Source organism: Bacteroides sp. 11BF, from assembly GCF_019633765.1.
In the GTDB taxonomy this organism is placed as follows: Bacteria; Bacteroidota; Bacteroidia; order Bacteroidales; family Bacteroidaceae; genus Bacteroides; species Bacteroides hominis.
In genome coordinates, this window is sequence record NZ_JAFKPJ010000002.1 from 332,574 (window position 1) to 355,470 (window position 22,897).

The following is a 22,897-nucleotide window of genomic DNA, read 5'->3' on the forward strand; positions in this document are numbered from 1 at the left end:
ATGCACTTGAGAATTATTTGTCCGGCATGTATTATCTTTGTGAACCCACTAATGCATTATATCTAACATGAAATACATTTATCGAACATACTTGTCACTACTGTATTTTCTTTGCTTACTATTTTGCCTGCCTTTGAAGGTTCATGCATACAGTTTGAGACAATTTTCCAATAGAGATGGTCTTTCAAATAGTGCTATTCTCTCTCTTTATCAGGATGATCGGGGCATCATTTGGATCGGCTCTTGCGATGGCATGAATATCTTTGATGGAACCGACATACATTTGTATACCCCAATAAACTCTTCCAAAACCTTACTTTCCGGAAACTTGATAAATCAAATCATCGAATCGGAGAAGGATATATTATGGGTGCAGACTAATTATGGATTGAATCGCTTAGATACCAAGCAACAGACCAGTCAGAGTTTCACTGAATTCAAAGGGCAATACTTTATGGCTAACAATAAGGATGACATGCTTTTTATTCTGAAAGATGATGGCTATCTTTATTATTATCAGCGAGAAGCACAATCTTTCAATAGATTGGAAATTCCCAATCTTGAATTTAGCTATGTACTCTCTATGACTGTAGATTCAAACGATATTTTATGGATATTTACCTCCAATGAAGAGACTCAAAGTTATCGTATTGAGAATACAAAACAGGGGCTAACATTAACCCGTAAGAATCTTTTTACGCATTCGTGTAAATTATACCATGCCTTTGCCGAGAAAGATATGGCTTACTTTATTGACGAAACCTACGCTCTTTACGAATATGATTTTAATAACCGGCAAGCATACTATATAGCTGATCTAAGAGGTCAGATTGAAGTGCATGGGGAAGTATCTTCCATCATCAAGCAAAAAAACGATTACTACATCGGTTTCAAAAACAGTGGTCTCATTGTTCTAAAATATATGTCCTCTCAAAAGATGAAATATCAGATACAGAAAACAGAAATACATTCCGGTATTTTCTGTCTGATGAAAGATAAATTTCAAGATATTGTATGGATAGGAACAGACGGACAAGGTGTATACATGTATTATAATGACACCTTTTCTATTACCAATACTCTTTTAGACACTCCTGTATATCAAATAAGTAATCCGGTTAGGGCTCTTTACTACGATCAGGAGCAAACGCTTTGGATAGGAACCAAAGGAAGTGGGATACTCCGCATTAAAAAGTATACTCCGGATAACAGTATGCCTATGTCGTCTGATCGGATTACACCATATAATAGTGCGCTGGCAGATAATTCCGTCTATTGTTTTGCTCCCGGATGCAAAGATAAATTGTGGATCGGAACCGAAAATGGAATTAATTATTATTCGTACTTAAGCAGGCAATTAAAAGAACTGCCTATCATTGCCAATGGAGAAAAAGTGAAGTATGTGCATTCTATAAAACAACCGAATGATACGACCTTATGGGTATCTACGGTAGGTGAAGGCATTGTAAAAGTTATCTTTGATGCTTCTACTGCTACTCCTACTGTAAAATCTGCTTCCCGTACTGTTATTGATAACGGGCGTATGGCTTCGAACTATTTCTTTACTTCTTATCAGGAAAATGACTCCATACTTTGGTTTGGCAATCGTGGTTGCGGTGCATATCGCATGAATGTAGAGACAGGGGAAATGATTCCGCATCGTTTTGACAGTATTGTAAGCAGTCAGACAGCTAACGACATTTTTGCTATTTACAAAAATGCAAAAGGTTATTGGTTAGGAACTAGCTCGGGGTTGTTGCATCTTGAACAAGATGATTCCTTATATACGAAAGCGGACTTATTTTTAAATAACACTGTACACGGAGTTTTAGAGGACCACCAAGGCGATCTTTGGTTGAGTACCAACCAGGGATTGATACGTTTCAACCCCGAGACTCGTACAGGGCAAACCTATAACAGCGGAAATGGATTGGAAATCACCGAGTTCAGTGATGGTGCTTTCTATAAAGATGTCGTTTCGGAAACATTGTTTTTTGGAGGTACAAATGGTTTTATTTCCATTCAGACAAATGACTGTATCACCGAAGAGTATATGCCGCAAATCACCCTGAAAGGACTGTCTATCTTTGGCAAAGAACACAATATTCATAAGTTTCTTTATGAAAAGGAGGGTAAAACAATCCTTCAACTGGATTACAGTCAGAACTTCTTTCAGCTAAATTTTATGGCTATTGATTACATCAATGGCAACAACTATTCTTTTTATTATAAGCTTGAAGAAATGAGCAACCAATGGATAGAAAACGGAACATCCACCAGCGCTATTTTCTCTAATCTTGCTCCGGGTGAATATTCTTTATTAGTAAAATACAAAAACAATATAAACGGGCAAGAAAGCCAAACACAATCCGTCATTATCCGTATCACTCCGCCGTGGTATCTCAGTCCGCTGGTCTATATGGTATATTTCATTCTATTTGCACTGTTGTGCACTGCAGGGATATATAGGCTCATTTATATATACCGTCGCAAACAACACCGTATGTTGGACAAGATGCACCGGGAGAAGAAAGAAGAAATCTACGAATCAAAATTGCGTTTTTTCACTAATATCACTCATGAATTCTGTACGCCACTGACCTTGATTTATGGTCCTTGTGAGAAGATACTTGCCAATCCGGAGATTGACGCATACACTCAGAAGTATGCAAAGATGATACAACAAAATACTGAAAAACTGAATAATCTGATTTTAGAGTTACTTGAATTTCGCAGATTGGAAACCGGCAATAAAGTACTTTCTATTCAACAGTTATCCGTGTCGGAAAAGGTTAGAAGCATAGCGGAATCTTTCGAAGAACTGGCTGAAAATAAAGAAATGAATTATCAGTTACATATTTCTCCGGGCATTGAATGGAATACGGATATCAGCTGCTTCAATAAGATTGTCAGCAATTTAATATCCAACGCTTTTAAGTACACGCCCGACAAAGGAATTATCACAATAGAGTTGAAAGTGGAAAACCAGTCGTTAATTTTTTGTATATCCAATTCTGGAAAAGGGATAGCCAAAGAAAATTTATCCAAAATATTCGATCGTTATAAAATATTGGATTCTGTTGAGATGAACGGTAAGAATTCTCGGACAGGACTTGGATTAGCTATTTGTAAGAGCATGATTACGCAGTTGAATGGGGAAATCAGCGTAAATAGTGTTCTCTATGAAATGACAACATTCACCGTTACCTTGCCCAATCTTCCCATAACTGAACGGGACACTACACAAACTACTTATGAAACCGGACTATTACATACGGCTACGGAGGAACCTATTGTTTTAGAAAAGACTGCCATAGAGTTTGATACGGGTAAACGGACCATCATGGTTATTGATGATGATAATTCCATGTTATGGTTCGTTTCAGAACTTTTTGCAGACAAATACAATGTGTGCTCTTTTGATAATGCAAAAGATGCATTGAGCAGTCTGGAGCAGAAGCAACCCGACTTAATTATTTCAGACGTCATGATGCCCGGTATCGATGGACTATCGTTTGCTCAGAAGATAAAGCAACACAAATTATGGAGTCACATTCCACTGATCCTCCTTTCCGCCCTACATCACGAAGACGATCAGGTAAAGGGCATCGAGTCAGGAGCAGAAGCCTATGTTACCAAACCTTTTAACGTGAAGTATCTGGAGAAAATCGTTTATCGTCTCATCAAACGGGAGGCAGACTTGAAAGAATATTATAGCTCTATTTTCAGTTCCTTCACTATGGAACATGGTAATTGTATACATAAAGAAGATCAGGAGTTCCTGGATAAAATGCTCGAGATTATAGAGAAGAATATTGCAAATCCCGATTTACAAGTGGAATTGCTAAGTAGTGAGATGGGGTATAGTACCCGCCAGTTCTACCGGAAACTAAAACCGATAACCGAACAGTCTCCTGCTGATATCATTAAGGAATACCGTCTAACAATGGCAGAACGACTGTTAATAGCCAAGAATCTTACTATTGAAGAGATTATGGATCAGACCGGATTCAACAACCGCGGAACATTCTATAAACTGTTCTCGAAAAGGTATGGCATGCCTCCGCGACAGTATAGAGAGCAACAAAAGGAAAATGTAAAGAAGGAGAAGATATCGGGCATATCAGACGAATAGGGCGTCTGAAACTTGTATAACTTATTATTGGGGCTATACTGCATTATTCTTTCTGAAATTTGTGGGGCTGCAACCTCTGTATTTTTTAAATAGTTTATTTAAATGGCTTTCATCGGTGAAGCCTAATTCTGCTACAATCTCACTGATTCTCATTTCACTATGCAATAATCTGTTTTCTACCAGTTTCAGTTTATAATTCAGTATGTACTGTTGCATTGTTTCGTTTGTGTGTTTTTTAAAGTAACGTCCCAAATAATTCTCTGAAATGCCGAAATGTTGACTGATAGCTTTCGTTTTGATTTTCTCGGATTGATAAATGTAGGTCTGGATATATTGCAGTATACCGAGTGATTTCTCTTCGGAGCATTCATTGACTTGTTCAGGCAGAAACATGGCGATATTGCGTGCAACGACTATTATTATGGTGTTTATCAGTTGCGTTATGATTTCTTTGCTATATAAGTTTCTATTGACGTATTCCCTGATGATGGCTTCAATCATAGGTTTTACGAGTAGTTTGTCTGTTCGATTTCGTAAAATACAGCCAGGTTGGTGGTTGGCATGCTGTAAGATAAATTCTAATCGTTTTATGTTTTCTGTACCGAAAACAGCGGAATGAATGTAGATATCATTGAACTTAATATTGATAAACTTAGTAGTGGAATGTATTTCAAATGAATGTGAGTCTCCGGGAGTTATCATAAATAGGTGTCCGTCGTGATAAGAAAATTTATTATTGTTAATCCATTGGATACCTGTACCCGATAAGATGTAGACCAACTCAAAAAAAGTATGGTCGTGTTCTTTTAGCATTGACTCGTCAAACTCACTGAAACTAATCTCAAACGGTTGATGTAAGTTTTCTCTTTTCATAAGACAAATATAGTCTAAAAAACGTAATTTTACCGATATAACGAAAAGTAATACATAATAATAGATCTGGAAATGGTATAACTTTGCTTTAAATATAAAAAATTGATAGGATATGAACTTTTTAGAACTTACAAAAAAACGTTTCTCGGTGAGAAATTATAAGTCAGACAGGGTCGAACAGGATAAAATCGACTATATCATTGAATGTGCCCGTTTAGCTCCTTCTGCAGTTAATTATCAGCCTTGGCATTTCATGGTGGTGGTCAGTGAAGAACAAAAACAGAATTTACGGCAATGTTATAATAGAGAATGGTTCGCACGGGCACCGGTATACATTGTTGTTTGTGCCGATAAATCGGTAGCATGGGTACGTAAATCCGATAACAAAAATCATGCGGATATCGATGCTGCTATTGCTACAGAGCATATCTGTTTAGCCGCAGCCGAAATAGGGCTGGGAAGTTGTTGGGTGTGCAACTTTGATCCGGAATTGTTTAAAGCTAATTTCAGGCTGTCGTCCGAAAGATATCCGGTAGCTATTGTATCATTGGGATATATCCAAGAGCAACCTGATCACTTTACTACCCGAAAGGACAAGGATGAAATTGTTACTTTCTTATAAATCCGCATGGGAGGGAACGAATGAAAACAGAGATGGAGAAATGCTTGGCTGGTGAATGGTATGATTGCCATGCTCCGGTTTTTCTAGAACTAAAAGGAAAAACTCACCGTTTGTTGATGAGATACAATTCACTGTCTTATGAACAAAAAGAAGAAAAATATGCAATTCTGAAAGAAATGTTCGGTAGTATCGGAACAGAGGTTTCCGTAGGACATTCTTTTCTCTGCGATTATGGATGTAATATTCATATTGGTGATAATGTTACGGTAAATATGGGCTGTGTGTTTGTCGATTGCAATAAGATTACAGTTGGTAATAATGTACTGATTGCTCCTAATGTCCAGATTTATACGGCAACGCATCCCGTTGATTTGAATGAACGGTTAACACCTGTTGAGGCACCGGAGGGAGTTCGATATGTCCGTCATACATTTGCCCTTCCGGTCACTGTTGAAGATGGTTGCTGGATCGGTGGTGGAGTTATTATATTGCCCGGGGTTACTATTGGTAAGGGAAGTGTTATTGGTGCCGGAAGTGTTGTTACCAAAAATGTTCCTGCAAACAGTCTGGCTGTTGGAAACCCATGTAGGGTGATTCGTCAAATCAATAAATCTGAAAATTATGATCCGGCTGGTAGCTTTTGATCTGGATGGTACGATAGGAGATACTATTCCGCTATGTTTAGCAGCATTCAGAGAGGCGACTACTCCTTATGTAGATCATGAACTATCAGATGACGAGATAGCGCGGACCTTCGGATTAAATGAAGAAGGTATGATCAATCAAGTGGTTTCCGGTAATAGTCGGGAGAAGGCATTAAATGATTTCTATGTAATTTATGAAGAAATGCATGCCATTTTATGTCCCAAGCCATTTGAAGGGATGAAAACATTGATCGGGCAATTACATGAAAGAAATGTAATAGTAGTTCTTATTACGGGGAAAGGTATAAGAAGTTGTGATATTACATTGAAACAATTTGGTATGGATGGGTGTTTTGACCGAATAGAAACCGGCTCTTCTGAAAAGAACAGAAAATCAGAAGCAATGAAGGCCATATCATTATATTATGGCTTTAAGTCGAATGAAATGATATATGTAGGCGATGCGGTTTCTGATATCGAGGCATGCTATTCCGTAAAGATACAGTGTTTGTCAGCGGCATGGGCTGCATCGACAGACTGTGAGCAGTTAGAAAAATATAATTCAGGTTATGTCTTTAGTTCAGTTCGATTATTACGGGATTTTCTACTTTGTTGAAGTACTAGTTTGAACCATAAAAAGGTTACTAATATAGTTTGTGGAGATAAATAAAAAACGTTGCGAAAGATGATTCACAACGTTTTTTATTTTAAGTGATGCCACCAGCAACCGACAATCGGTTTGTATGCGCTATTTCTCAGTAAGTTATATCTTTATTACGATGTTAGTCCCTTGAATAAGGTTTTCACAACTTTGTACCGTTCGACATCAGTTTGTATCTTGGGTACGATTTCTGAATGCAAAGATAGAAGATAATTGTTATTTTTCTATAGGTTTTACTTCTTTTATTTCTTTTCCAGCATATGTCCCATATGCTTTTCCGGAAACTTCTCCTTTTTTATAGTAGTCTGCTAACATCTTTAATGTTAAATCTATATCATTTTCTGATTCTATATGGAGTTTTCCATCCTTAACATTCAATTGATTACCATATTTCTTGCAAATCCGTTGCATTTTGTTTATGGCTTTGGTGTCAATTCCTTTGTAATTCCCGATTTTGGTAAGTCGAACCAGTTTTTTATGGATTGATGGATTAGATTCAATTTGTTGGTTGATAATCTCTAAACCTGTAATCATCTTAGTTTCTTCAAGTTGAGTTAAAACTTCTTTTGCTTGCTTTTTATATTCCTCTTCCAATCCAACTATCTGTTCAAATTGAGTTTTCTTAGCGATATAGAAAATATCATTATAATATAAACAATCTACTTGTTTGTCAAGATTGACGGTTTCTCCTTGTATCAACTCTAATTTTTGGCTTTTGGTATTGAAGACAGTTCTTAGTGCCTTAGGAATCCATTTCCGATTGTTACTGTCTTTTTCATCAATAGCGACTTTTCCTGCAAGAATTTTCCGAAATGTGAAAATATTATCTTCGTCTTGGTTTTGAAATCCTACACAATAAGCCCATAGTTCTTCATTTTCAATTATTTCTTCAAGACTTGTGATTTTAGGTGGAATTGCTTTTAACTGGTTATTAACAACATCTGCAAATGACATTACTTTATTTGTCATAGAATAAGTGAACAAATGTTGCGTATCATCTGTAATAACATCATATTCATGTACCTCAGTTTTTTTATTAATGAGATACGATAATTGTTCTTGCGTCAAGGAATATAAATGATTACGGATTTCATCATTTATATCAACTTGATATACTTTAAAAAGATATTTATCCAGAACTTTGCTATTTTTTTTCTGATTCTGTTTTAAAACTCGCGTTATAAAATAGAGATATGTATCACTAACCTCTATATCCTCCAATCTCTCAAGTAAATCTTCTAATATCATATTTATTCTTTGTTTATTGCGAAAAACAGCTTGTTTCCTATTTCATATAATTTTATTTTATCTTCATCCTGTAACGAATTATCTTTTGATATGATAAATCCGTTTTTAATTTTTTTGTTCTTAGAATACTCAATATCATAAATAGAATATTTACAACTAAGAATTGGATTTATTAATATCATTGATGAATTTATATATATCCTATATATAATACCCATTAAAAATAAGATAGAAATCCCTTCATACCACCCATTAAGGCTTTGAAATAGAAAAGGAATTATATAAGTTGCTATATATCCGATAGATTCACTGTTTTTATTCTTAATATCAATAATTTGCGCATTAAATCCATTTTCTGATATATCTTCAATATTTTTCAATGTATTATACAATCCGATAATTCCCAATATAGAGACCAAAGTTAGTACACTTGATAAGCCAAAGAAAGATAGAAATATTTTAATACTATTTATTGATATTCCTCCCCAGTGGAGATAATTATAGTTATCCGAAAGTTGCCTGAGTATTACCAATATAAATAATGGTAAATATGAAGATACGAATAAAGCAAATTTAGCTCCTTTCTTTAAATCGTTATTCTTATATCCCATACGTTTCGTTTTTCAAAAAATATCCTCCGGTTTTAGGCGCACCTCTAAACTCTATCAAGTTTTTATCTTGTAAAGCCTTGATATATCGCATAGTCGTTCTTAAACTCTTGTTGATATGCTTACTGATTTCAGAAGCATTCAAACCGGGAGTGGTTGCCAGCAGATTGAGAATAGCTTGTTCATTCTCGTTTATTGTATCATTTACTATGTCATTTACTCTGCCATTTACTGTGTCATAGTTGGCAGAGTTAGTGATTTTACGTTTGAACACCGCTGTAAACATCCCCTCCGTATGAAATTCCGGTTCGGGCAGATTCGCTTCTCTCATGGCTTCCTGCATACGAGGAATACCGGATGCAACTCTTTCAACCAAGTGCATACGGGTAAATAAACCGAAAATTAGCGGATTACGTGTCATACTTTTATGTCCAAAATCTTTAGCAACAACAGGCAGAAGTCCTCCGGGGTTGGAAATCTCTACCCGGTCATCAAACATTTCTATCATAATGCTTGCGCCTTGTTCGTAGTAATCACGGTGTGATAGGGCATTTATAATAGCTTCTTTAAATACAGTCAGAGGTATTTCCCAAATTTCTTCTCTTGGTCCTGCTCCTTCTATTTTATAAGCTACTTGCAGTTTGCTTTCCAGCCAAGACATAGCCTGTAGATATTGTTGGTACAGTGAACCTCCGAAAGTTTTATCATCTATAATATAGACTTTATTCGTTCCCTTGAAAAGAACACATCTTGTAACAGCATGTGGAAACTTTCGTTCAGGTTGTTTTCCGAAGAACATCGCTGCACCGTTCTTTGCCGTTCCATTCTCGGTAAACAGTTCCAAGTTCTCAAATATTTGTTTGTCGGGTGTGGATGGACTAAGTTTGGCTTCTGTTCGGAAATCCTTAATCATCTGTTCGTCTGCATCCGTGTAGATATTGAACCAATGGCAGGGTATATGGTCAAAAAAGATTTTGTTACATTCCTGAAAGAAGCTGCGCATTTCTTCGGCTGTGCGAAGTTTCTGCGAGTTCGCTCCCTCACGCACATAGATAGAACCGGAAAATATATAAGGTTTGTCCTTGCCGGACGGAACATCAATCACCCAAATAGTTTTATCTCCAATATTTACCGAATACAATTCACAGTGGAGTGCAGGAGATATTTCACTGATAGAACCTTGAATGGCAGAACGCTTATCGTTTTCTAAATTAGTATCTATTACTTGCCCGTTATCATCTACTCCAATAAGCAAATATCCTCCGTCTGCATTGGCGAAAGCACATATTTCCTCTGTAAGTTCACGAACCTTTGAAGGGACACGAACTTTAAATTCTACATTGTAGCCCTCTCCGCTATCAATGAGTGATTGTATGTTTTCTGTATTCAGCATGAATCTCAAATAATTAGAATACAAAGTTAGTTATTTGTTCTGTATAACTTCATTGAGTTTTATTTTATTTGTCTTCAATCGTATCATTGGGTTGCATTCGTAATTTGCCTTTTACAAAATTAGCCATATTGGATAACGGAACAAATAAAAAACAAGCTATTTTTGCCTTATCAATCAAGTTATTACAATTCATCATGGAAAAAGACTTTCAAATACCGACTCTGGAAGCCATAGAGTCTTTGATGGGAAAAGGACTTTATCAAATATGGAATGCTCTTTGTCTTTTAATTGAGCATAAGTATGAGATGGAACGATTGTGGAACAGTGGTGGGAGAAAATGGAAATATGAATATAAGTATCGAAGAGGTGGAAAAACTCTCTGTGCTTTATACGCTAAAGAAAATTCCTTTGGCTTTATGGTTATATTAGGTAAAGGAGAACGTGATAAATTTGAAATGTCACGAGAACTGTTCTCAAAAGAAGTACAAAGATTGTATGATGAAGCAACTGTTTATCATGACGGTAAGTGGATTATGTTTGAGTTGAGAAATACCGGATTGTTTAGTGATATAGAACGCCTTTTAGAAATCAAAAGGCTACCAAACAGAAAATCATTATCTTAAAGAAGTATTTTTCTTTATTATCATACTTTTGAATTTAAAATGAGCAAGAGATATTGTCAAAGTTGCGGTATGCCACTTCGTTTTGATATGGAAGAATGGCTGGGAACTAATTTGGATGGTTCTAAAAGCGATACATTCTGTTACTACTGTCTGAAAGATGGGAAATATACAGTTGACGTGTCGATGCACGAGATGATTGATATTTGGCTTAAATACGTAAATAAATACAATATGTATGCCCATACAGTTTATTCTCCCGAAGAATTGAAAATGATATTGGAGAAAAGACTGCCGACACTCAATCGGTGGAAACAAAAACAAGATACGAAGAATGTTCATAACCAAGCTATTCAAAGTATAGTTAATTATATTAGCAATCATCTGTTTGAAGATTTTGATATAATTACATTGTGCCAAAAGTGCGGAATGTCAGAATATCATTTTAGAAGGGTATTCAAATTTATTGTCGGTGAAAATATAGGAAATTACATACAACGACTTAGATTGGAATATGCTGCACACTTATTGACTTCAACCGAATATACATTATCCCGGATAGCGGAACTGGCAGGTTATCAAAACAAATACAGTATTGCAAAAGCATTCAAGAAGCATTTTGGAGTTTCAACATCCTTATTTAAAGAAATATTTACACCTCGAAGACGAAATGCACATACATCGCTAACTCCCAGAATAATAATGATTAATAAAATGTTTGTTTCTTGTTTGGAAGTGGGGAAAGCATACGAAAATAAGTTTCAATATAAGATGGTATGGGATAAACTGTTGTATTATGCAAGGTTCAATAGGATAGACAAAAAACACACGAACTTTGTCAGTCTAAGTTTGGATAATCCGGCAATAACACCGGAAGATAAATGCCGTTTCTATGTAGGTATAATTATGAATGATATACCGGATGCCAAATTGAATACTGTACAAATCCCTAATGGACGATATGCTATATTCCGGCATATAGGTAGTTATGATTTCTTATGTAATTTATATAGAATAATTTATGAAGAATGGTTTCCTGATAGTCAGTACTATCCCCAAAACACATTTAGTTTTGAGGTGTATATAAATTCTCCATGTGATACAGATGTACCGGAATTGATAACTGACATATATATACCTGTCTTAAAGAAAAAAATATTCACTGATATTAAATAATATAGTATGGGAAAGATTTCAGAAATCGCACTGTTTCAACAATCTGAAACGTATGCATTAGTTGTGGAAATACGTACTACTGTAAAAGAAATAGCTATGGATATTGGCAGAAGCTTTATGGAAATAGAAACGTTGTTTAAAGAACAAAATGCTGTAATGGCAGATGTTCCTTTTGTGGAATATCTTAATTTTGAATCCATGTCAGAAGGTATTCACATGATTATTGGATTCAAATCAGCTAAAGTCCTGTGTGGAAAGGGGAACATAATAGCGATTACCATTCCGGGCAGAAAAATAGTATCTTGCTTACATAAGGGGAACTATACTGAATTAGCTTCTTTGTATCGTGAGATGCAGGAATGGATTGCGGCTAAAGGTTATAAATCTTCAGGAGCATCGATAGAATATTATTATAGTAAGCCGGGAACTTCAGAAGAAGAACTGGTTACTAAGGTTGAAATGCCAGTTTTGTAGGCATCTCATAAAATCTATTGTTAAACATTCATCTAAAGCTGTTTATTTGGCGGCTTTAATATTCTGATATGAAAAATTTATTAGAACAGAGATTTTTCCGGCTATTGTCGGAATGCTCGCAGCGCAAAGTTTCTGTTTTCGAGTTGGCAGAAGCTATTGAGGAATTGGCTATGCATGTAGCCAATTTTGGTATCAACGAACAGGATTACAGCGTTTTACTCCGATATTTTTCCTTTGGTTTACATCGTCTTAAATCGTACCGTATGCGGTTTGAGCAAGAAAAAAATGCCCTATTTGCATTTAATTGATGAAGCGATAGGACTTCTAAACACCGAAATACGCCTTATCGAATGGCGTATCAAATACACGGAACAACTACAACAACGTGCTAATAAGCAATTCCTTTCCCCTCTTTTTCTCGCTGACAAAACAACCCTTATCAACATTATGGAAATGGTAAGCGGTCTGTTCCTCTCCAAAAGCATCATATATCAGAACGGAAAGCCTGCCTATTGGGTGGACTTATCCAAAGGGGTTGAATGGCTGTTCAATATCAAGATAGGCGATTGTTACCAAAAGCATGAGGACGTGATAAAGCGAAAGCCGGGCAAACTGACCGAGTTTCTTAATGGACTGGCAGACTTTATCCGAAAGGAACATGACAAAAAGGATATACACCAGTTCCCCGTTTACCTCACGCAGTAGCATATCATCTACCTTGTAGTCACGTTTAACCAGTTTCATGAGATGTTTAAGGCAATTATCGTAATGTCTTACGGTGATGTTGGCATAGTCCGTTCCGATTAGCTTTCGACAGTTGTCGTTATGCTCCTTGAATATACAATGTTTTGAAAGTTTCGTCCTTTCCCTGATAACGGTTCACTATGGCACGTGCGGAGATAATCTTTCCTTCCGGTTCCAAGTTTTTGTAAATCTGATAGAATTTCACACGCAGGACGTCAATGTAATAGTTAAGTTCTACTGAATTTAGGTCTTTGCCTGTCGATTTCTCTTTTTCCTGCAGCCAAAGTGGGACTTTTATGCTCCGCTTTAGTTGAAGTTCCACGTATAGGCGGTCATAAGTGACACGCACACACACGGATGCTTCCCCGTTTTTTAACAGTTTGCTACGCTTGATGAAGAACGACATGCTGAATCATTTTTACGTTGATCCCACAAATTTTGCCTATTTCTTGGAAAAGAAAAATCTCCGAATTCCTTTGAAATTCAGGGATTTACATCGTTTTTCTTTCTTGAAAAGTGGTGCCACCAGGAATCGTGCTAAATCCACAAGTAGCTGTATATCATCACTTTTAAAAAACATCACAAGAGTAATCTCCTCCTATTGCTCCACCGTTGGACTTCTGCGTTTTGCGTGTCGTTGCAGCGGATGATTTCTTGGTACAAAGATAGTGAATTAGTTTGATTTATTGTCTTTCAGCTTCTGTATTCGAAGATGAAAACGCTTGTTCCGTTGAATCAATAGAACAAGCATGTTGAAACTTTAATAAGTGAATCTGTCAGCAAAAGAGACGATAGCCGTCAGTTATTCATTTACACGCAAGAGAAGATGTGGGACAGATTTATGAAATACCTCCGAAAGAATCCTTCCACTACAATATAGATGATTTTCCTAAAGAAGTGAAAGACTTATATAAGGATGAGATAATCCAGCTATACACAATAGCTATCAGAAAATTCTTCCAGCGTGCGTCAGACCGAAACTCGTATCGCGAAGGAGTTGGTCTTTTGCGAAATTTAATCAAATATGATGGCAAACCGGAGGCTGACAAAATTATAATCGAGCAAAAATCCCATACTCCACGCCGCCCTGCGTTAATTGGTGAATTGTTAAAACAGTAAAGACAAAAAACGAACTTAAAACATCTATTATCAAACGATTAAAACCGTACTCAATCATTTGACCTATTATTTTCCATTGAAAAATCTGCACATCCCGTGCATAGACACCTGATTTCTCTCAAAGACTTATCTGAAACCGTACCTTCGCCGTTAAAATCCCCGCCAAACTCACTATGAAGCAGCGAAACAACGTGAAATAGGGAAAGATGGACTTCGAATGAATGACAAAGGCGAGGCCATAATAACACGCGCTCTGAGCGTGACCACCCACACCGCCCGGCACAGCGGCGTAACCAACATGTACCTATCCCACAAATTCACCATTATCCAGATGATGCACGTCAGCGACCACAAACCCCAAAAGACCTTCTTGGACTACATCAAGCTATCCTCCGATGAAATCGCCGACGAAATCGCGGTGATGTCGAAGAAAGACGGTGAGATGTGGAGAATTAATAACTCGCTCCCAAAAAGTGACCTATTGGCCATTTTTTTGAAGCAAGCGTTTGTCAATAACAAATATTATGACTATTTTTGCAGTCCAAAAAGTTGACCATCTGACCATTTTAATGGAGATTGATATGATTATAAAACGTGACTATTATCTGAATCAGCTCATCTCAAGTAAACACAATGGGCTTATAAAGATTGTTACCGGATTGAGACGATCCGGTAAATCGTATTTATTATTTAATTTGTTTGATGATTACCTAAAGGAACAGGGAGTTTCTGATGATCATATTATAAAAGTTGATTTAGAAGACAGGCGAAATGCTAGTCTTCGTGATCCGGATGCAATACTTGCCCACATTGATTCTAAGATGGTGGATGACAAGATGTATTACATCCTTCTTGATGAGGTCCAGCATGTGCCGGAATTTGAGGATGTCCTCAATAGTTACCTTAAGGTAGAGAATGCCGATGTATATGTAACGGGAAGTAATTCTCGCTTTTTGTCAACGGATATAATAACAGAGTTTAGAGGAAGAGGGGACCATATTCACGTGTATCCATTATCATTCTCGGAATTTATGTCAGTTGATAGTCGGCATCCCATTGAAGCGTGGGTAGATTATTATACATACGGAGGACTTCCTCATGTATTGTCGTTGGACACTTCCAAGAAAAAAATCGACTACCTCAAACAATTGTATTCCACTGTTTATATCACTGACATCGTTGAACGGTATAAACTTAAAGGTGAGCCGGAATTGAAAGAATTGATTCAAGTTCTTGCTTCGGCTATCGGTTCTCCGACAAATCCCAACAAACTAGCAAATACTTTCAAGAGTCTTAAAAACGTATCACTGTCAAATAAGACCATTGATAACTACTTGACATATATCTGTGAGTCGTTCCTTACGGAAAAAGCCATACGTTATGATATCAAGGGAAAGAAGTACATAAATACTCTGTCAAAGTATTACTTTTCAGATGTGGGAGTTCGCAATGCAATTCTTGACTTCAGACAACAGGAAGAGAATCACATTATGGAAAATGTTATATATAATGAACTGAGAATTCGTGGCTTTCAAGTTGATGTTGGTGTAGTCGAATATCGCACGATAAATAAAGAGGGAAAGAGAATTCGTAAACAATATGAAGTGGACTTTGTAGCTAACCAGGGTAGTCTGCGTTACTATATCCAATCAGCGTTTATAATGCCCACAGACGCGAAAGAACGACAAGAATCTGCCTCCTTGTTAAATATTGACGATTCTTTCAAAAAAATCATTATCGTCAAAGATTATATTAACCCCAAAAGGAATGAAGAAGGAATTGTAACAATTGGATTGATTGACTTTCTTCTCAACCCCGAACTATTAACTTGGTAAATTCACCTTCAATAAAAGAATGTATGACACTTCAAGAATTATCACATAAGCGTAAGTCCGTTTCTGATTTGATAAGATTTATAGGGAACTCATCCGGACATATCGATGGGACTGGTATCAAGACTCCAAACTACTCGGTTTTGTTAGGGTCTGGAGCATCAATAACATCTGGTATACGCTCTGGTCAAAATCTAATTGAAATCTGGAAAAAAGAAGTCTTTCAAGAGAGTGGTAAAGACTCAGATATGACTCTCGAGGAATTCTTTTCTTTGAATAATGCTCCAGATTGGTATGAGGAAAGCAATCCCTATTCAGCGCTTTTTGAGAACCGTTATGACTTGCAACGTCATCGTCGTATTTTTGTTGAACATGAGGTTTCAGGTAAAACTCCATCTATTGGATATGCATATTTAGTGAAACTTATTGAGCAAGGATTTTTCAATACTGTTTTTACCACCAATTTCGATGATTTATTAAATGAGGCATTTTATCGTTTTTCGAAGAATAGACCAATAGTTTGCGCCCATGATTCATCGATTTCTGGAATAAGTGTAACGTCAACTCGTCCTAAAATTATTAAATTACACGGAGACTATTTATTTGATGACATAAAAACTACTCTCCGAGAAACCGAGTCCTTGGAAATGAATATGAAAATGAAATTTCAAGAATTTGCCAAGGATTTCGGGTTAATTGTAGTAGGTTATGCCGGTAATGACCGCTCTATTATGGACATATTAACTTATTTGCTCCAACATGAAGATTATTTCAAGAATGGTATATATTGGTGTATCAGAAAGGGCGAGAAAAGTATTAGTACAGAGCTGAAAAAACTTCTTTGGAGAGATCGTGTGTTTTTTGTAGAAATTGATGGTTTCGATGAGCTTTTTGCTGAAATAAATCACAATCTTAATCAGGGGGCACTCCCTATAGATGATGCTTTCCTCAGCCGAGCCCATCAAGAAAATATTATAAAAGAACTTACAGAAAATAATAGATTGAATTTAGGAAATGCCTATTTGGCAGAAGATTGCAAAAAACTCAAAGACCATTTTGAAGATAACTTTGCAAATGATTTTTTTGAGTATATAAGGAAACAAAAAGCAGATCAATCCAAAAACAATGTAAACAGGCGAGCTCGTAAGCGATTACATTTTCCTAAATTATCTGCGGAAGAACAAAAGGAACTAAACGATCTGGTTTCAGAGGCATATGGATTGCGACATCCAATACCTGTACTCCAAAAATTGAAGGCAAAAAATGTGTTTGAGTTAGATGACAGCAGATTCAAACTTGAACTTTTAGAATTAGAAGCAGATCTTCAAAAAGAAATGAAAGATGATGATGTAAAAAGATACTTCAATGAGTTAATTCGCTTAGATTCGTCAAATGAACGCTATTATGAAATTGCAGCTAATCGGTCATCAAACCCAATTCAGTCTTTAGGATATCTATCACTTGCTTGTGAAAGATTTAATAATGATTATTATATCATTAATTCTTATATTTCGGTATTGCTCGATTTTTGGGAAGACAGAATTAAACAAGAAGATTTCCAATCTGATGCAAAAACTATAGAGGATAATATTAATAGAAGCCTACAGCTATTTCCATATATTGACAATATGGCATTCTCGTATCGTGTAAGATATATTCAATTGGTATATGACGATAACAGGGCAAAACTGCAAGCAGAATTAGATTCTATTTGTCAAGATGTGGTGGATAAATACAAATTACATCCACAAACGCTTTATATCCTACGTTTGTCTAAATCTAAATTTCTGAGTGAAAGCTTGATAAAAAAGTCCTTGGAATTCTATTTAAGCGCAGATAACGAGAGTTTTATTGAAAAAATTTACATTGAACTAATACATTGGTATAATAGTCATAATGAATTCAATAAGGTGCTTGAAACATTTGAGCTATTTGAAAACGAATATTTATATTCTGATAACTATAAATTTCTGAAGGGGAAATTACTAATGGATCAAGAGTATTTTGATGATGCTCTTGATATATTCAAAACGTTGCCAAATAATCCTAAGGCCAACGAGCAAGTCATGACAATTTTAGCATATCAAAATAAAAATGAGCAGCTCACGGAATTTTATGATAAACTTGGCAATAAAGATGAATACAAAGAACATTATTATGGTCTTACGAATAATCATGAGGAACTAGTAAGTTTGTATCAGGATAGATTTGCTACGACATCTCCAACTAAAAGCGAAGTTGTTTCTTACGCATTCTCGCTTCTAAAAACTGAGGACTATAACTCTGTATTGTCTTTATTGAAGCCTTACTACGACAATCCACAATTAACAGATGGAGCTATAATGGTCAATTATCAATGGGCACGATTAAAATGCGAACGAAGTGCCACAAACAAAATTAAAGAAAAAATTAAAGAAAAAATTAAAGAAAAAATATTCGATAATAAGTATATTGAATATTCCGATTTTGAAAAATTGGGAGCGGCTTGCATTATTGGAGATAAAAATGAAATAGTTTCATATCTCAGTAAAATCATAAAAGTAACTCCCGTAGATAAATATGTAGTTAAAGGATGGCCTGTATTGGAACCGTATTTAACGGATTCCAAAGTACAACGAATTCTGGAATCATCTGTAAAGAGATGTGGTGCAAATCATGATGTCGGGAAAACGGTATAAGAACGCCCGAAAACGGAAGCAATACGTCCTTTTTTAGAACAAGATTGAAAATAATTTGGCGAATTGGGTTGGCGTAATATGTCTTTGTGCGTGATGATTAGAGTTGTTGTCGCCCTCCTACCCCAGAATTTAGCAGAATCGTGGGATTTTGTAAAAAAAGTCTAAATAGACAATGCCTGTAAAATATGTCTTGATGGCGACCTTGGAAGTTGCGCCTGAAACCCAACTTTCAATTTATCAAGAAGTTGAAGCTAGGATACAAACACAAGTCGGTATTGAAGTGTGATTTGTTATACCTATTTATAAAGGCTTAGAGCAGTAAGGTAAACTTATCTATTTGTATCAGTTGATGAAGTGATGAAACTTCATTAACTGATGCAAAGGTGAGCTCATCTGCAATGTTTGTAATATAGTGATTACGGATGTTGGCGTTTATGGCGGAAGGGCGAGTTGTTTTTTTCGATGTTAGGGATATGAAGAGGATGCGGTTTGAGTCAAATGCCGGGCGTAGATTGAGTGGTATTTGGCGATAGAGGCTGCGGTTGAGGACGTAAATGATGCCACATGTGCCTTTGAGGGCTATGTCAAGAACTTCGCGTTCGAGGGTGGATTGGAAGCCACTGACTATTGCGACATTTGGGTCGTGGCTTACTTTGTTCGCCCAGTTGATTGTTGGTATCACGGAAGTTGGATTGACCTTACGCGAAGCGAGAAATCCCACCTTGTGCAAGGTCAATAAGTCCGTATTTCCGAGATACTGTGGTTCCATTATTTATTCCTCGTTGTTCAGTTCATCACCCATGCGATACTTGATATCATAATTGATGATGAAATCAAGTTCTTCATCTGTAAATCCGTAATGATTAGCAAGAACCTTGTCGATTTCATCAATATATCTTTTGGACAACTTTGGGTAGTATTCATCATATTCAACTCTACCTGTAGATTTGTAGTTGCAAACTTTTCTACCTTTACATTGCTCTAAATCGAGCATCAAAATTTCTACAGCTTGTTTAATACGTTGGCATGAGCCATATTCAAAAGGCATTGCACCTATAACAGTCTTGGTAAAATTGTGTCCATCGGAAAAATTGATGTAAAACCAATAAAACAAGCTAGAATTCAAAAGCCCAACAAATATATCTCTGTCGTATTCGTCATTGATAAAATAGTATTTATCACCAGTGGACTCTTTTACGTTTTCACCCCAAAAATAGGATTTCTTATTTAAGATTTTGCCAAAGTAACCATATCCATACCCATAATAAACGTAATTATTGTTGCGTAAACAACTTTCAAAGCATTGTATAGTCTTTGACATACTCCACACTTTTTCTGCTATGGAATTTTCTATCGCTGTTCGAATTTTTAAAACAGAAAACGCTTTACGGGAAGACTGTGAAAGGTAATAAGAAATGTTTTGAAATAAGATATTACGGCAATGAGAGTAGAACTTAACATATCCAGTAGTTGCCGTCAAAGAAGTTGGCATTCCAACCTCTATTATCGGAATGACAACGCGAATGTGTTGCAGATTCTCAAAAAGTTTACCAGGTCTGTCATCGAAGAATGCGATTGATGAGAACTTGGCATTTTCAAAATACATTTTTTGGAATGATGCCATACGTGGTGTGCAAAAAGCTGACATTTGTATAATCATCCCGTTTCTCGTTCCCTTGTGAGAAAATGAGAGCGTTCGCTCGATAACGTATGCATATAAGTTTCCCGAATCAATACATTTGATACCTGTAACTTGATATTCTTTTCGTATTTTGCTGTACTCCACATAGGGTGGGTTTCCAATAATCACATCAAATCCCCCATTTCCGTGAATGATATCATAGAACTCCGCAACCCAGTTGAAGGGCTGATGGGAATTGAGCCATTCTTCGTATGGCATACCCGATGCGGTGGCGTTGTGAAGGTGATGATTGAGAGTATCGTTGAGTGAGGACAGAAGGTCTCGAAGCTGGTGTTTGGCAGCAATGAACTCCTCGTGATGTTCCGATTCCTGTGTGAGTTGCAAGTGCTTGAACAGCTTGAATATCCGTGCCACCTTGTCCATTTCTGCCGCGACATTTTCCTCAAAATCGTGTATTGCGAACATATCCCCATCATGGTCCTTTACGATGCTTTCGGCATTGACATAACCCACAAGAGTGTTGCCGCAGCGGATGTTGAAGTCAATATCCGGCAACGGATCAAGACCGAGATTGTCGACAAGCGGCTGCACATCAACCACGGCCACCATTTTAAGAAACAGTCGCAACTTGGCTATTTCTGTAGCCTCTGCCATGATGTCCACTCCGTACAGATTACGGAGAATGATAGACTTGTAGATGAAATAATGGATGTTTGAGCGATACTTGCTCTTTATCTCGTCAAGTGCCTTTTGCGTGTCAGGCGATTTCCGCTCAATGCCTTCAAGCCGTGTGATGCAATCATAGTAAAGCGGTTCGAGGATATTCATTGCCGCAAAAAGGAACGCACCAGAGCCACAAGTCGGGTCAAGGATAGTCACTGAACGCAGAGCGTCATAGAAGTTGTAAATGAACGATTGCGGAGCGTCATCAGCATTGATAAGGTCTGCTGCAAATTGGCGTATGTCAAGGTTGTAGGTGATAAAATCGTTGATGGACACAATCTCCCCTTTACGAATTTTATCCAGTATATCCTCGCATCGCTGCAACCGTTCAATGGTCTCGCGCCATATTTCCGTAGGCAAGGCGAATGGCTCAGGTGTTTTTGTGTTCCAGTCTTTGCGACGTTCCAAAAGCTCGGGCTTGGTCGTGTCAAGTCCGATGGCGATATTCTCAGGAATGCGATTGCGCCAGTCAGGGGTATAGCCTTGCTTCACCGCATCAAAGATGTAGCGGTCTCCGCTTTGTTGGAGTTGAAGCCATACCCAACCGTCAGGGGCAAAAAGTTCCGCCATAGGCTTTGAAGCCTTGCCTACTCTATCGAAAAGGAAAGGAAGTATCGTGTTGCGTCCGATATATTCGGTGATGTCCTCTTTGGTGTAATATGCTCCCATCTGCGCCCGGTCATTGATATACTGCTCGAAGATATAACCGAGTACATCGGGATTGATGTCCTTGCCTGAAGCGGTGACACGGGTATCAAGATGCCACTGCCACTTGTCGAAGAAAGCAAACAACGAGATGAAGGCTTCATCGGCAATATCTATGTCGGTATATTCACGCTCTATCTTGTGGCTGTCGAACATACCGCCATTCAGATAAGGGATGCGTCCGAACTGTTGCAGAAACTCCCGGTCGTGATTGGGGTTGTTCAGACCATCAGAAAAGAGACGAGTTAGAAAGCCACGATAAAAGGTGGAGAAGAAACGGTCTTCGCCACGCTCCTTGCGACACCAGTCCAACTTATCACGAAGATAGTTTACGTTACTATTCAGAAAACCTTTCTTCTGAATGAAATAACAGAACATCAGGCGGTTAAGCATCACCGAAGCATACCACAGCTTGTTACGATTGTCCTTTTCAGCCAGTTCATCATCTATGCCCGTAATGAACTTGGAAAAAGCCTTATGCTCCTTACGGAAACCAGCATAGAAATCCTTGGTCACCTTTTCTGCGTTGACGGAGAATGCGTGGTGGACAGCCGCCTTTACATCTACAATTGTTGTCCTTTCAGCCGGGTCAAACTCCAAATCCTGCATCTTCGAGAAAAGGAAGTCTGTCTTTTCTGGTGATTCGTACTCGATGCTTACAATGTCTCGCTTATCCACATTTTTCACAGGAATCACCCATTGATGATGTCCGGGCTTATTGCAAAGCACGTAGATGGCAATATAGTCCTGAGCTTGTTTGCGAAGTTGTGCGTCAATTCTCCGGGCGAGCGATGCCTTGGGCAGTTCGCTGACCTCAGCCACAACGACTTGCAATCCGTTTCGGTCGGCAACGGTGCGGAACTGATAATCCGTTCCGTCAATGACAATGGGCAGAAGTTCAGCCCTGACTTTCCATTTGTTCCATCCCAATTCACTGATGAACAGTTTCTTGAAATCTCCATCAAGGAGAAGTTGTTGAAATATACGTTTGTTCATGGCA

General features: G+C 37.3%; 19 protein-coding genes and 1 pseudogene. 13 read left to right on the forward strand and 7 right to left on the reverse strand.

The annotated features are described in order from the left end of the window. Positions 1-67 precede the first annotated feature (67 nt). Positions 68-4,135 carry a hybrid sensor histidine kinase/response regulator transcription factor gene (locus JZY04_RS03185; RefSeq protein ID WP_122143086.1) on the forward strand — a complete coding sequence of 1,356 codons (4,068 nt, stop codon included), beginning with the start codon at positions 68-70 and terminating at the stop codon, positions 4,133-4,135. Between the two features lie 33 nt (positions 4,136-4,168). Here the strand turns inward: JZY04_RS03185 and JZY04_RS03190 are convergent, their stop codons facing one another. Next, the gene (locus tag JZY04_RS03190) at positions 4,169-5,008 is read right to left on the reverse strand and encodes an AraC family transcriptional regulator (RefSeq protein ID WP_005790194.1); all 840 of its coding nucleotides are present in this window, start codon (positions 5,006-5,008) and stop codon (positions 4,169-4,171) included. 112 nt (positions 5,009-5,120) lie between these two features. On the opposite strand from JZY04_RS03190, the gene JZY04_RS03195 reads away from it, so the two are divergent. The 3 genes from JZY04_RS03195 to JZY04_RS03205 are packed head-to-tail and all read left to right on the forward strand — an operon-like array spanning position 5,121 to position 6,890. Further along, the gene (locus JZY04_RS03195; RefSeq protein ID WP_122143085.1) at positions 5,121-5,630 is read left to right on the forward strand and encodes a nitroreductase family protein; all 510 of its coding nucleotides are present in this window, start codon (positions 5,121-5,123) and stop codon (positions 5,628-5,630) included. 20 nt (positions 5,631-5,650) lie between these two features. Further along, complete coding sequence (locus JZY04_RS03200) at positions 5,651-6,274, forward strand: sugar O-acetyltransferase (RefSeq protein ID WP_122143084.1); 624 nt, start codon at positions 5,651-5,653, stop codon at positions 6,272-6,274. Then, a complete protein-coding gene (locus JZY04_RS03205) occupies positions 6,252-6,890 on the forward strand; it encodes an HAD family hydrolase (protein WP_008657188.1) in 639 nt (212 codons plus the stop codon). Before JZY04_RS03200 ends, JZY04_RS03205 begins: the two co-directional genes overlap by 23 nt. A gap of 261 nt (positions 6,891-7,151) precedes the next feature. On the opposite strand, the gene JZY04_RS03210 is transcribed toward JZY04_RS03205, so the two are convergent. The 3 genes from JZY04_RS03210 to JZY04_RS03220 are packed head-to-tail and all read right to left on the reverse strand — an operon-like array spanning position 7,152 to position 10,184. Continuing rightward, positions 7,152-8,183, reverse strand: coding sequence for a Kiwa anti-phage protein KwaB-like domain-containing protein (locus tag JZY04_RS03210; RefSeq protein WP_009292725.1), 1,032 nt, complete (start codon positions 8,181-8,183; stop codon positions 7,152-7,154). A gap of 2 nt (positions 8,184-8,185) precedes the next feature. Beyond that, complete coding sequence (locus tag JZY04_RS03215) at positions 8,186-8,794, reverse strand: hypothetical protein (RefSeq protein WP_032568912.1); 609 nt, start codon at positions 8,792-8,794, stop codon at positions 8,186-8,188. After that, positions 8,784-10,184 carry a helix-turn-helix domain-containing protein gene (locus tag JZY04_RS03220; RefSeq protein ID WP_032496997.1) on the reverse strand — a complete coding sequence of 467 codons (1,401 nt, stop codon included), beginning with the start codon at positions 10,182-10,184 and terminating at the stop codon, positions 8,784-8,786. Before JZY04_RS03220 ends, JZY04_RS03215 begins: the two co-directional genes overlap by 11 nt. Before the next feature lie 194 nt (positions 10,185-10,378). On the opposite strand from JZY04_RS03220, the gene JZY04_RS03225 reads away from it, so the two are divergent. From JZY04_RS03225 to JZY04_RS03245, 5 genes are all read left to right on the forward strand, one after another. Beyond that, on the forward strand, positions 10,379-10,807 hold the full coding sequence (locus JZY04_RS03225; RefSeq protein WP_011203320.1) for a DUF3788 domain-containing protein: 429 nt from the start codon (positions 10,379-10,381) through the stop codon (positions 10,805-10,807). A 39-nt stretch (positions 10,808-10,846) separates the two neighbouring features. Further along, positions 10,847-11,980, forward strand: a complete 1,134-nt coding sequence (locus tag JZY04_RS03230; RefSeq protein WP_122128620.1) for a GyrI-like domain-containing protein — start codon at positions 10,847-10,849, stop codon at positions 11,978-11,980. Between the two features lie 6 nt (positions 11,981-11,986). Further along, positions 11,987-12,454, forward strand: coding sequence for a GyrI-like domain-containing protein (locus tag JZY04_RS03235; RefSeq protein ID WP_009292731.1), 468 nt, complete (start codon positions 11,987-11,989; stop codon positions 12,452-12,454). A gap of 68 nt (positions 12,455-12,522) precedes the next feature. Then, positions 12,523-12,762 carry a hypothetical protein gene (locus JZY04_RS03240; protein WP_009292732.1) on the forward strand — a complete coding sequence of 80 codons (240 nt, stop codon included), beginning with the start codon at positions 12,523-12,525 and terminating at the stop codon, positions 12,760-12,762. Continuing rightward, positions 12,740-13,159 carry a hypothetical protein gene (locus tag JZY04_RS03245; RefSeq protein WP_032496998.1) on the forward strand — a complete coding sequence of 140 codons (420 nt, stop codon included), beginning with the start codon at positions 12,740-12,742 and terminating at the stop codon, positions 13,157-13,159. The genes JZY04_RS03240 and JZY04_RS03245 overlap by 23 nt, the downstream gene beginning before the upstream one ends. Here the strand turns inward: JZY04_RS03245 and JZY04_RS03250 are convergent. Next, positions 13,091-13,604: pseudogene (locus JZY04_RS03250) on the reverse strand (Arm DNA-binding domain-containing protein); the annotation flags it as partial. The gene JZY04_RS03245 and the pseudogene JZY04_RS03250 sit on opposite strands and share 69 nt — an antisense overlap. 422 nt (positions 13,605-14,026) lie before the next feature. Here JZY04_RS03250 and JZY04_RS03255 point away from each other — a divergent pair. The 4 genes from JZY04_RS03255 (at position 14,027) to JZY04_RS03270 (ending at position 18,827) form a co-directional block, all read left to right on the forward strand. Then, entirely contained in the window at positions 14,027-14,317 is a 291-nt protein-coding gene (locus JZY04_RS03255) for a hypothetical protein (RefSeq protein ID WP_032568911.1), read from the forward strand. A 217-nt stretch (positions 14,318-14,534) separates the two neighbouring features. Next, positions 14,535-14,870, forward strand: coding sequence for a hypothetical protein (locus JZY04_RS03260; protein WP_122143083.1), 336 nt, complete (start codon positions 14,535-14,537; stop codon positions 14,868-14,870). Positions 14,871-14,898: 28 nt separating this feature from the next. Then, the gene (locus tag JZY04_RS03265) at positions 14,899-16,152 is read left to right on the forward strand and encodes an ATP-binding protein (RefSeq protein ID WP_032568953.1); all 1,254 of its coding nucleotides are present in this window, start codon (positions 14,899-14,901) and stop codon (positions 16,150-16,152) included. A 23-nt stretch (positions 16,153-16,175) separates the two neighbouring features. Further along, on the forward strand, positions 16,176-18,827 hold the full coding sequence (locus tag JZY04_RS03270; RefSeq protein ID WP_122143082.1) for an SIR2 family protein: 2,652 nt from the start codon (positions 16,176-16,178) through the stop codon (positions 18,825-18,827). A gap of 310 nt (positions 18,828-19,137) precedes the next feature. On the opposite strand, the gene JZY04_RS03275 is transcribed toward JZY04_RS03270, so the two are convergent. Next, complete coding sequence (locus JZY04_RS03275) at positions 19,138-19,596, reverse strand: hypothetical protein (protein ID WP_032568909.1); 459 nt, start codon at positions 19,594-19,596, stop codon at positions 19,138-19,140. A gap of 3 nt (positions 19,597-19,599) precedes the next feature. Then, positions 19,600-22,893: a DNA methyltransferase gene (locus JZY04_RS03280; RefSeq protein WP_122143081.1), complete on the reverse strand. Its 3,294-nt coding sequence runs from the start codon at positions 22,891-22,893 to the stop codon at positions 19,600-19,602. Positions 22,894-22,897 lie beyond the last annotated feature (4 nt).

What these genes read in the sequence shown, in the direction of transcription:
- JZY04_RS03185 (WP_122143086.1), top strand. Translation starts at nt 68, where the DNA reads ATGAAATACATTTATCGAACATACTTGTCACTACTGTATTTTCTTTGC.
- JZY04_RS03190 (WP_005790194.1), bottom strand. Translation starts at nt 5,008, where the DNA reads ATGAAAAGAGAAAACTTACATCAACCGTTTGAGATTAGTTTCAGTGAG.
- JZY04_RS03195 (WP_122143085.1), top strand. Translation starts at nt 5,121, where the DNA reads ATGAACTTTTTAGAACTTACAAAAAAACGTTTCTCGGTGAGAAATTAT.
- JZY04_RS03200 (WP_122143084.1), top strand. Translation starts at nt 5,651, where the DNA reads ATGAAAACAGAGATGGAGAAATGCTTGGCTGGTGAATGGTATGATTGC.
- JZY04_RS03205 (WP_008657188.1), top strand. Translation starts at nt 6,252, where the DNA reads ATGATCCGGCTGGTAGCTTTTGATCTGGATGGTACGATAGGAGATACT.
- JZY04_RS03210 (WP_009292725.1), bottom strand. Translation starts at nt 8,183, where the DNA reads ATGATATTAGAAGATTTACTTGAGAGATTGGAGGATATAGAGGTTAGT.
- JZY04_RS03215 (WP_032568912.1), bottom strand. Translation starts at nt 8,794, where the DNA reads ATGGGATATAAGAATAACGATTTAAAGAAAGGAGCTAAATTTGCTTTA.
- JZY04_RS03220 (WP_032496997.1), bottom strand. Translation starts at nt 10,184, where the DNA reads ATGCTGAATACAGAAAACATACAATCACTCATTGATAGCGGAGAGGGC.
- JZY04_RS03225 (WP_011203320.1), top strand. Translation starts at nt 10,379, where the DNA reads ATGGAAAAAGACTTTCAAATACCGACTCTGGAAGCCATAGAGTCTTTG.
- JZY04_RS03230 (WP_122128620.1), top strand. Translation starts at nt 10,847, where the DNA reads ATGAGCAAGAGATATTGTCAAAGTTGCGGTATGCCACTTCGTTTTGAT.
- JZY04_RS03235 (WP_009292731.1), top strand. Translation starts at nt 11,987, where the DNA reads ATGGGAAAGATTTCAGAAATCGCACTGTTTCAACAATCTGAAACGTAT.
- JZY04_RS03240 (WP_009292732.1), top strand. Translation starts at nt 12,523, where the DNA reads ATGAAAAATTTATTAGAACAGAGATTTTTCCGGCTATTGTCGGAATGC.
- JZY04_RS03245 (WP_032496998.1), top strand. Translation starts at nt 12,740, where the DNA reads ATGCCCTATTTGCATTTAATTGATGAAGCGATAGGACTTCTAAACACC.
- JZY04_RS03260 (WP_122143083.1), top strand. Translation starts at nt 14,535, where the DNA reads ATGAATGACAAAGGCGAGGCCATAATAACACGCGCTCTGAGCGTGACC.
- JZY04_RS03265 (WP_032568953.1), top strand. Translation starts at nt 14,899, where the DNA reads ATGATTATAAAACGTGACTATTATCTGAATCAGCTCATCTCAAGTAAA.
- JZY04_RS03270 (WP_122143082.1), top strand. Translation starts at nt 16,176, where the DNA reads ATGACACTTCAAGAATTATCACATAAGCGTAAGTCCGTTTCTGATTTG.
- JZY04_RS03275 (WP_032568909.1), bottom strand. Translation starts at nt 19,596, where the DNA reads ATGGAACCACAGTATCTCGGAAATACGGACTTATTGACCTTGCACAAG.
- JZY04_RS03280 (WP_122143081.1), bottom strand. Translation starts at nt 22,893, where the DNA reads ATGAACAAACGTATATTTCAACAACTTCTCCTTGATGGAGATTTCAAG.